This window comes from Candidatus Methylomirabilis sp. (assembly GCA_036000645.1).
GTDB lineage: Bacteria > Methylomirabilota > Methylomirabilia > Methylomirabilales > JACPAU01 > JACPAU01.
The window spans coordinates 1-8,983 of record DASYVA010000054.1 but is presented as its reverse complement, the minus strand read 5'-3'; the positions used below and the strand labels follow the sequence as shown (position 1 = coordinate 8,983).

At 69.7% G+C, this 8,983-nt stretch carries 6 protein-coding genes and 3 pseudogenes; 1 reads left to right on the top strand and 8 read right to left on the bottom strand.

The genetic code is table 11. The annotated features are described in order from the left end of the window. A partial coding sequence (locus tag VGT06_03235) for a tripartite tricarboxylate transporter permease (GenBank protein HEV8662146.1) occupies window positions 1-1,454 on the top strand: 1,454 nt, incomplete at its 5' end. Between the two features lie 103 nt (window positions 1,455-1,557). On the opposite strand, the gene VGT06_03230 is transcribed toward VGT06_03235, so the two are convergent. The 8 genes and pseudogenes from VGT06_03230 to VGT06_03195 all read right to left on the bottom strand — a co-directional run. Next, window positions 1,558-2,214, bottom strand: coding sequence for a GDSL-type esterase/lipase family protein (locus tag VGT06_03230; protein HEV8662145.1), 657 nt, complete (start codon window positions 2,212-2,214; stop codon window positions 1,558-1,560). Beyond that, window positions 2,211-3,395, bottom strand: a complete 1,185-nt coding sequence (locus tag VGT06_03225) for an MFS transporter (protein HEV8662144.1) — start codon at window positions 3,393-3,395, stop codon at window positions 2,211-2,213. Before VGT06_03225 ends, VGT06_03230 begins: the two co-directional genes overlap by 4 nt. Window positions 3,396-3,403: 8 nt before the next feature. Continuing rightward, window positions 3,404-3,637, bottom strand: a pseudogene (locus VGT06_03220) (dCTP deaminase). A gap of 4 nt (window positions 3,638-3,641) precedes the next feature. Then, window positions 3,642-4,807, bottom strand: a pseudogene (locus VGT06_03215) (LAGLIDADG family homing endonuclease). A gap of 66 nt (window positions 4,808-4,873) precedes the next feature. After that, a pseudogene (locus tag VGT06_03210) lies at window positions 4,874-5,194 on the bottom strand (dCTP deaminase). Window positions 5,195-5,222: 28 nt separating this feature from the next. Then, window positions 5,223-6,374, bottom strand: a complete 1,152-nt coding sequence (locus VGT06_03205) for an Ig-like domain-containing protein (GenBank protein ID HEV8662143.1) — start codon at window positions 6,372-6,374, stop codon at window positions 5,223-5,225. A gap of 76 nt (window positions 6,375-6,450) precedes the next feature. Beyond that, the gene (locus VGT06_03200; GenBank protein HEV8662142.1) at window positions 6,451-6,864 is read right to left on the bottom strand and encodes a hypothetical protein; all 414 of its coding nucleotides are present in this window, start codon (window positions 6,862-6,864) and stop codon (window positions 6,451-6,453) included. Window positions 6,865-7,019: 155 nt separating this feature from the next. Next, the coding region (locus tag VGT06_03195; protein ID HEV8662141.1) for an LAGLIDADG family homing endonuclease at window positions 7,020-8,983 on the bottom strand (1,964 nt) is incomplete at its 5' end.

Genomic DNA, 8,983 nt, shown 5'->3' with positions numbered 1-8,983 from the left:
GCGCCCTCCTCGTTCCCCAGACCTTCCTCTCCATGCTGGGCGGCATCGCCGCCGGGCTGGTCGGCGGCGCCATCCCCGGCATCACCATCACCATGACCATCATCCTGGTCCTCCCGTTCACCTTCGGGATGGACACGCTGCAAGGGATCGCCACCATGGTCGGGGTCTACGTCGGAGGGGAGTCGGGCGGCCTGGTCTCGGCCTGCCTGCTCGGGATCCCCGGGACACCCTCCGCCATCGCCACCACCTTCGACGGCTTCCCCATGGCCCGGAGGGGGGAACCCGGCCGGGCGGTCTGGCTCGGGATCTGGGCCTCCCTCTTCGGCGGCCTCATCGCCGGCCTGTTCCTCGTCGTCGGCGCCACGCAGCTCGCCTACCTGGCCCTGCAGTTCGGCCCCTGGGAATTCTTCTCCCTCTTCGTCCTGACGCTGAGCATCGTCTCGAGCCTCTCGGAGCAGTCCCTCCTCAAAGGCCTGCTGGCTTCGGTGGTCGGTCTCCTGGTGACCACGGTGGGATCGGACCCCATGATGGGGGTCCCCCGCTTCACATTCGGGACGGACCTCCTCCGGACCGGCTTCCCGTTCCTGCCGGTCCTGGTGGGGGTGTACGCGTTCTCCCAGATTATGCTGGACCTGGAGCAGGCCAGGGGGCAAGGCGCCCTGGATGCCCGCCAGCGGTTCAACCTGAAGGTCTCCCACCTCGCCGTCATTCGCGAGATCCTCCGGCAGCCGGTCAACCTCATCCGCTCCTCCCTCATCGGCCTCTGGATTGGGATCCTTCCGGCGGTGGGCGGCAGCGCGGCCAATATCCTCGCCTACGACCAGGCGAAGAAGATGTCCCGGACCCCGGAGCGGTTCGGGACGGGCCACGCCGAGGGGATCGTGGCGAGCGAGTCCTCCAACAACGCCAACATCGGCGGCTCCCTGATCACCATGATGGCCTTCGGTATCCCGGGGGACGCCGTGACGGCCGTCATGCTCGGCGCCCTGATCATCCACGGGATCCAGCCCGGTCCGCTCTTCATCACCACGCACACCCATATCGCCTACGGGCTCTTCGCCGCCTACTTCATCGGCCACTTCCTTACGATCCTGGTCGAGGCGTTGGGGCTCCGGGTGATCCTCAGGATCGTGAACGTCCCGCAGCAGAGCCTGATGCCGGTGATCCTCGTCCTGTGCGCCCTGGGGGCCTTCGCGCTGAACAACCTCCTGGCCGACGTCTGGACCCTCTTCTTCTTCGGGGTTCTGGGCTACCTGATGGTGAAGACCGGCTTCCCGTTGGCTCCCCTCATCCTGGGGGTCATCCTGGGAGACCAGATCGAGCAGAACTTGATCCGGGCCATCATGACCGACAGCAACCTCACCCTGTTCCTCTCTCGACCCATCTCGGGCCTCTTCCTGGCACTCTCCGTCGTCTCCTTTGGCATCGGCATCTACCAGGCCCGCCGCCACTAAACAAAAATAGCCGCCACTCGCGTGGCGGCCGCCCCGGCCGACTCCGAACGCTGATCCTATCGGGCTGTTCCCGTCCCCCGGCGCCTCCCGCTCGAGAGGAGGGTCACCCCCCCAGGCGCTGACGGGCCCGGTCCGCCGCCCGCAGGAGCGGGTGGAGCTCCGCAAGCAGGCGGTCGGCCACCCTTCGGTACCCGGCGCCGTTCGGGTGGACGGCATCGCTCTTGAGGCGCGAATCGGTCAGGATGCCCTTCAGGGCGTCCGGGATGTACAGCATGCCGCGGTCCCGAGCGACCTCCTCGTAGAGCGGCCCCATCTCGTCGGTGAGAATCCCTGCCCTGAACCCCACCAGAACGACCATGGCCCCGGCCCCCTGGATCCGCTCCGCCATGACCTCCAGGTTCCGGCGGATCTGCTCCCGCGGGACGCGCCGGAGGAAGTCGTTGCCGCCGAAGAAGACGAGCACCAGACGCGGGTCCTGGCTCAGGACATCCCGCTCCAGGCGCCGCAGGCCGTCCGCGGTGGTCTCCCCCGCCACGCCGGCGTTCACCACGGGAATCGGGAGGGTGGCGGCCAGGAGGCTCGGGAAGTCCTCCCCCGGGCCGGCCCCCACCCCCTGCGTCAGACTATCGCCGAAGCAGACCAGCGTCGCTCCTCTTGAGGCCAGGTTGCGGATGGCGCGGTAGTCGTCGCCGCCGCAGGAGGAGATGACGAGGGCGGCAAGGCCCAGCGCGACGGCGCGCCCCGCGGTCCGGGGGCTCATCCGGTCGCGGGGGCCGGAATCCGCCGTTCCTTGAGCGGCACGCACGCCAGGGCAGCCCCCAGCGGGAGCAGGCTCAGGCTCGCCATTCCCCACTCCAGCCCGACGGCGTCAATCAGCACCCCCGTGACCCCCGCCCCGATCCCGCCGGCACCGAACGCGAACCCCAGCGTGAGGCCGGAGGCGAGCCCCACCCGCGTCGGGAGCAGCTCCTGAGCGAAGACGACGGCGGCCGAGAAGCTCGCCAGCAACGCCGCGCCGCTCAGGGCCAGGAGCAGCAGAGCCAGCCCCCCGTCGGTGGCCTGGAAGCCCAGCATCAGGGGCGCATACGTGATCATCGTCCCGACGAGGATGCTGCGGCGTCCCCAGCGGTCCGAGAGCGTGCCCCCCAGAAGGCCCCCGAGCGCGCCGCAGAACAGGTAGAGGAACAGGGCCACGCTGGACGGCGCGGCCGGCTGGCGGTCGTTCGCGAGGAGAAACGGCAGGAAGATGATGGTGGCCTGGTAGGTCCAGGAGCGGAGGGAGACTGCGAGGATGAGGAGGCTGAGCCCGAGGACCGGCACGGGGGCCTCGCCCCCGTGCTCCCCTGCGGCGAGACGGGGCCTCGGGAGACGCGGAGGCCGGACGGCGAGGAGGGCCACGGCCAGGACCGCCCCGGGCAGGAGCAGCCCGAGCGTCCCGGGGGGGCCGAACCGGGAGAGGAGGAAAGCCCCCGCGATCGGGCCGAGGGCGAAGCCGAGGTTCCCCCCCGCGGAGAAGAGCGACATCGCCGCCCCCTTCCGGACCCCCGCCGCGGCCGCGACGCCCATCGAGGCCTTGGGATGGTACGCGGCGGTCCCGAGCCCCGCCAGTCCCACGGCGAGCAGGAGGGCAGGATAGGACGGGGCGACGCCCGTTGTCCCCATGAACAGGGCGGTCCAGGCGACCCCGACCGCCAGGAGCCAGTCGAACCGCCACCGGTCGGAGAGCCAGCCGAAGATGGGCTGCGCCAGGGAGGAGGTCAGGGAAAGGAGGGCCGCCACCAGACCCACCTGAGAGTAGGTGAGGTCGAAGGTGGCCTTGGCCACCGGCAGGAGGACCGGGAGGACGTTCTGGTTGGCGTCCACGACGATGTGGCCCGCCACCAGGAGGAAGAGAGGGAGGGCCTGGACCCCCCCGATTCCCGCCTGCGGTTCCGGTCGCATCGGCTTGGCTAGACCCGGGGGAGGGTGATGTCCCGCTGGGCCTGATACTTCCCCTGCTTGTCCCGGTAGGAGACCTCGCAGGGCTCATCGGCCCGGAAGAACACCACCTGGGCAATCCCCTCGTTGGCGTAGATCTTGGCCGGCAGCGGCGTCGTGTTGCTGATCTCGAGCGTCGCCGTCCCCTCCCACTCCGGCTCGAAGGGGGTGACGTTCACGATGATGCCGCAGCGGGCGTACGTGGAATTGTGCACCAGGATGTCGTTCGCCACAAAGTTGGCCGTTCCCTCCACCGTGAGGTCGAAGACCTCCTGCTCCCCCGCCGGCTCGATCCGCCCGACCGCGTCCCACAGGACGTCTGAATCCGCGAGCGCCAGCAGGGTCTCGTCCGACAGACCCTCGGCCACCTGGCGGACGGCTGCGCGGGGCACACTCTGGTTCGGCTGGGTCCGGTCCAGGCCCAGGCTCCGCAGAGAACGCCCCCCCCTGGCCGCCGCTTCCCGGAGCATCTGCCAGGCTTCCGGAGGCAGGGTGTCGAAGTTGGACTTCCGTTCCGGCATCCCGGCGATGTACTGGACCGCCTCCTGGAGGCGGCGCTGCTTCTGAGAGCCGGGAAGGAAACCGATGGCGCCGGCGAAGCGGAGGATCTGTCCTTTGGCGGTTACGCTCAGAATCCATGCCGTCGTCCCGCGGTTGGTCCACCGCTTCCGGAGGAACCCCACGATCCCCAACCGCAGGAGCAGGTGCTGGACGTCGCGCGCCAGGCGCTCCGAGGCCGAACTGTACTCGAGGTGGAGCTCGTCACCGGTCCGGGAGATCCCCCCGTCACCGGAGAAGAGGGCCTGGAGGAAGAGCCGGATGCTCGGCTGATCGGCGGTGAAGAGAACGCTTGGAATGAACTTCTCCCGGGAGCGGACGTTGACCCCGAGGCCTTCCAGCCACGCGGCGCACCGGTTCCGCCGCATGATCCCCCCACGCCCCGGCCGGTTCACGATGTTCATCCCTATCTCCCCCACCCGCGTGACCTCGCATCCGAACCCCCGGGCGGCCTCGGCCAGGGCCTCCCGGAGCACCGGGTCCCCCGAGGTGTAGCGGGGGGAATGTCCCGGGGTGGCGCACTGGCCGTCGGACAGGAGCAGCCCGAGCAGGACGGCCTCGTGGGCCGGAAGGGGAACCTGGCCGAAGACGGGGAGGCAGCGGGGGACAGCGATCCTCGAGCCCACCCGAAGCCGGTGGAGCGGTGTCCATCCCTCGAAGGTCAGGAACGGGTGGCCGGCGGTGGCCTCGATGACCCGCCCCGTCCGCGTCGTGAGCCGGAACGTCGGCTGCACCCCCTGGGCGAGGTGGCTTGTGACCTCGCCGCGCCGCAAGCGTTGGCCGTCCAGCGTGGGGACCAGGCCTCCACGCTTCGCCACGAAATCCCGGAGTGGCAGGAACGCCCCGGTCGCGGCGTCCACCACCCGGGTATGGCCAGGGAGGCACTTCCCGAGACAGATGGTCAACACGTCCCGGGGGATCCGAAAGTACTCCACCGTCCGCGCGAGGGCAAAGGAATTGGGCGGGATGATGCAGACCGGGCCCTGGAAGTCCACGAAGGACTCCGGGTTGAAGGCCTTGGGGTCCACGATTGTGCTGTTGATGTTGGTGAAGATCTTGAACTGGTCCGCGACGCGGATGTCGTAGCCGTAGGAGGAGAGCCCGTAGGAGATGACCGCTTCGCGGACCTGCTGCTCCACGAAGGGCTCGATCATCTTGTGCTCGCGGGCCATCCGGCGAATCCACGCATCGGAGCAGATGCCCATGCGCCCTCCTCGTGGGGGGAGTGACCGGCTAGATCTTGGCCCCGGCCCGGACCGGCCAGGCGGTGGTGAACGGCTTCTCCAGCGGATTGCCCCCCGTGTCGGCGAGGTCGGGGGTCAGGGTCACGCTCACGGTGCGGCGGAGCGGAAAGGGCCGGCTCGGAGTGAAGAAGATCACCCGGCGGTCCCGGGAGAGCCGGATGGTTCCCCCGTATAGCTCCCCGGTCTCCTGGATCGTGACCTGGAACGAGTCGGAAGTGACCGTGGTCGGATCCACGGGCCGGTTGAAGCGCACCGAGATCACGAAGTCGGGGGGGATCTCCGCGCGGGCGGTCCGGACTGCCGTCACCTTGAGCCAGGGCCGGACCTCCGTCAGGAAGGTGAACCGGACAGGGGCGGGGAGCGGCTCCCCGCGCGCGTCCTCTACGGCCGGGTCCACCACCACCGTATAGGGGGTGTTGGGCGCGAGCGTGGTGGCCGGCGTGAGGGTCAAGCGCAGCCCACGGAGGAGGTCGGGGCGGACCAGGACCGGGATCCGGTTCCCGGCCACATCGCTGAGCCTCACCGTCCCCGGAAGGACCGTGAGGGGATTCACGGGGACGTCGAAGGCGAGGATGATGGTCTCGTCAATCGGGAAGTCGATCGGGGGGTCGGGACGCCCCGGGGCGCTGAGGGCCGAGACCCGGGGAGCCTGCTCCAACACCCGCCGCAGCTCGTCGGCGTGCCGGGCGGCATCCCGGCGGACCTGCGGCGTGGGATCGTCCCGGACCGCCCGCTCGAGCGCCTCGAGCGCCCCCCGATGCTCGATCCTCCGGAGCGTCCGCGCCGCCTCCAGCCGGACTAGGTCGGCGCGATCGGAGGCCAGGGCCGAGGCCAGCTCCGGCAGCCCCTTCAGGCGGGAGAGGAGGGTGCAGTCCAGGGCCGCGGCGGCCGCCCGCCGGAGCTCCTCGCTCGGGTCCCGCAGCAGGGCGTCCGTCACCGCCCCCACCGTCACCTCATCGGTCGTGCAGGCCAGGAGGCGGAGGGCCTTCTGCTTCTCCTCGAGGGGCCCCTCCCCCCGGAGGACCTGCAGGGCAGCCCGGACCTTCTGGTGATGGTCTTCCTGGGCGACGGCGCTCGGAGGCCAGGCCAGGGCGAGGGAGAGCGCGAGGGGAAGGGCCAGGCGGGCGAGCACGGCGATCACCTCCGGCCTGGCCGGCGGCCAGGAGCAACAACGCGGAACCGGCACACGGATAGCGCGGCGAGGGAAGGGCGGCGGGCTACTGCTCCGGTGCCTCGTACATCTTGATCGCGTCAATCCGCCAGCGCCCGTTCTCCCGAACCAGGTTGTAGGTCTCCCTGGCCACCTTCCGGCCGATCGGAGTCTCCAGCCGGAAGGAGGCGACAACGGTCGCCTCATTCCCTGTCACGATGGCCGGATGCACCCGCATGAAGAGGATCTTGGCTCGGCCCCGGTCGGCGAGCTGGCCGCCCAGGCGCTCGGCCCACGCGTCCCGGGGGAGCCCCTCCTGGAGCCGCTCCGTCACCAGGTCGTAGGCCTTGTCAAACTCCCCCTCCCGGACGGCCGCCAGGTAGGCCCGCACCACGGCGCTGGGCGGGACGGACTTCTCGACCGCGACCGCGGGGGCCGCAGCGAGCATCGTGAGGAGGGCAATGGCAAGCCAGGGCCGCACGATTCGATCCGTCCTTCCGGCGCCCGGGTCTCCTCGCGGGGCCGGGCCCCGCAGGTATTCTCGCACAACACGTCACCGGAGAAAAGCGATGGGGGGCCCGGCCCCCGCCGCGCCCCCCATCTCCAGGGCCCGCCTCCTCCCTCTCTATCGGCCGACTAGCACTCCGCGAAGCCGCAACCGTAACACTTGAGGCATCCCTCCTCGTAGGCGAGCGTCGCCTCCCCGCACTCCGGGCAGGGATCCCCCACCTTGATGGGCGGGCCGCTCCGCTCGGGCAGCGTGAGCTGGGCGGCGGCCTGCTCCTCCGTCTCGATCATCCCCACGTGCTCCGCCAGGACCTTGGCGATGGCGTCCGGGAGGGACCGGATCCGCTCCTTCCCGAAGCCGAGGTGGCGGCTCCCGCCGATGCCCCCGAGCTGCTCCACGATCTGCTTCACCCGCTCCTTGGCCGGCACGGGAGACGCCAGGCGCAGGCAGAGGGAGATGAGCCGGCCGATGGCCTCCGAGACCGCGGCCGTCTCGCTCCCTACCTTTCCCACGTTGGCGAAGACCTCGAGCGGCTCCCCCTGGCCGTTGTGGTTCACGGTGATGTACGCCGTCCCGAGCGGGGTCTCCGTCCGGTAGGTCACCCCCTGCACCACCCGCGGCCGGGGCTGAACCGGGGCCGGCGGGGCCGCCTGTGCCGTCGGCGCCTTCTCCTGCTCCTTGGCCCCCGTCCCCACGTGCAGGACCTGGGTCCCCTTGCAGCCGTCCCGGAAGACCGTGATGCCGATGCACCCGGTCTCGTAGGCGAGCAGGTAGGCGTTCCGGATGTCCTCCGACGTAGCACTGCTGGGCAGATTGATGGTCTTGCTCACGCCATTGTCTGTGTGACGCTGATAGACCCCCTGGTGGCGCACGTGCCACTCGGGCGCGACCTCGTGGGCGGTGATGAAGACCCGCCGCACGTCCTCCGGCACCTCCGCGAGGCCGTGCAGGGTCCCCCGCTCCGCCACCTTCTGCATAAGCGCCTCGCTGGAGAAGCCCCGTGCCTTGGCGATCGCCTCGAAGTGCTTGTTGACGAAGGAGAGGCGCCGCTCCCCCACCCGGTGCTCGAAGGCCACCGCAAAGAGGGGCTCGATGCCCGACGAGCAGTCGGCGATGATGGAGATGGTGCCGGTGGGGGCGATGGTGGTCACGGTGGAGTTCCGGAGCATCCCCTTGTCCCGGTAGATGCTCTGGGCCCACGTGGGGAAGGGGCCTCGCTCCTCCGCCAGCCGCCGCGACTCGTCGTGCCCCTTCTCCTGGATGAAGGCCATCACCCGATCGCCCAGCTCCAGGGCCGCCTCGCTGTCGTAGGGGATGCCGAGGCAGCAGAGCAGGTCCGCCCACCCCATGACCCCCAGGCCGATCCGCCGGTTCTTCTTGACCGCCTCGTTGATCTCCGGGAGCGGATAGGGGTTCACCTCGATAACGTCATCCAGGAAGCGGACCGAGAGGCGGATGGCCCGCTCCATCCCGGCCCAGTCGATCCCCTCCACGGTGGCGCCCGACGTGACGAACTTCGCGAGGTTCAGCGAGCCGAGGTTGCAGTTGTGGACGATCATCCCCTCGGCGATCAGCGAGTGCGTCACCGGCTCGGAGACATCGTAGACCTCGACCTCCTCGTCAGCGACCACGGAGGCCACCCCGACCGCGAGACGATCCTGCTTGGTCCACTGCCAGCGAAACTGGTCGCAGCGCTCCTGCTTCTTGGGCGTCAGCGGGAACCCAATAAGGTCGAGGAAGCGGTGATAGCTCTTGCCGTTGACCTTGAGTTGGCCCCAGGCCCGTCCGGTCGGGCGATGCGGGTAATATTTGATGTTGCTCCGCATGCCCAGGTTCAGCAGGAGCAACTGAACGTCCCGCAGGAGTTCCAGGGAGGCGGAACTGAGTGTCACCTGGGATTTCCTGTGCGTCTTCGAGCCATCGGCGCCGAAGAGCCCCTGGAGGTAGCGGATCTGCTCCTCCTTCGGGGCGGTGAAAACGAACTTCGGCGCCCGCTTCTCGGGACCCCGCCCTGAGGCGAAGCCGTAGGCCTTGAACGCAGCGATGGCCTCGGCCCGCTCCGTCGCAATGCATCGAACCATTGTGGGCTGGG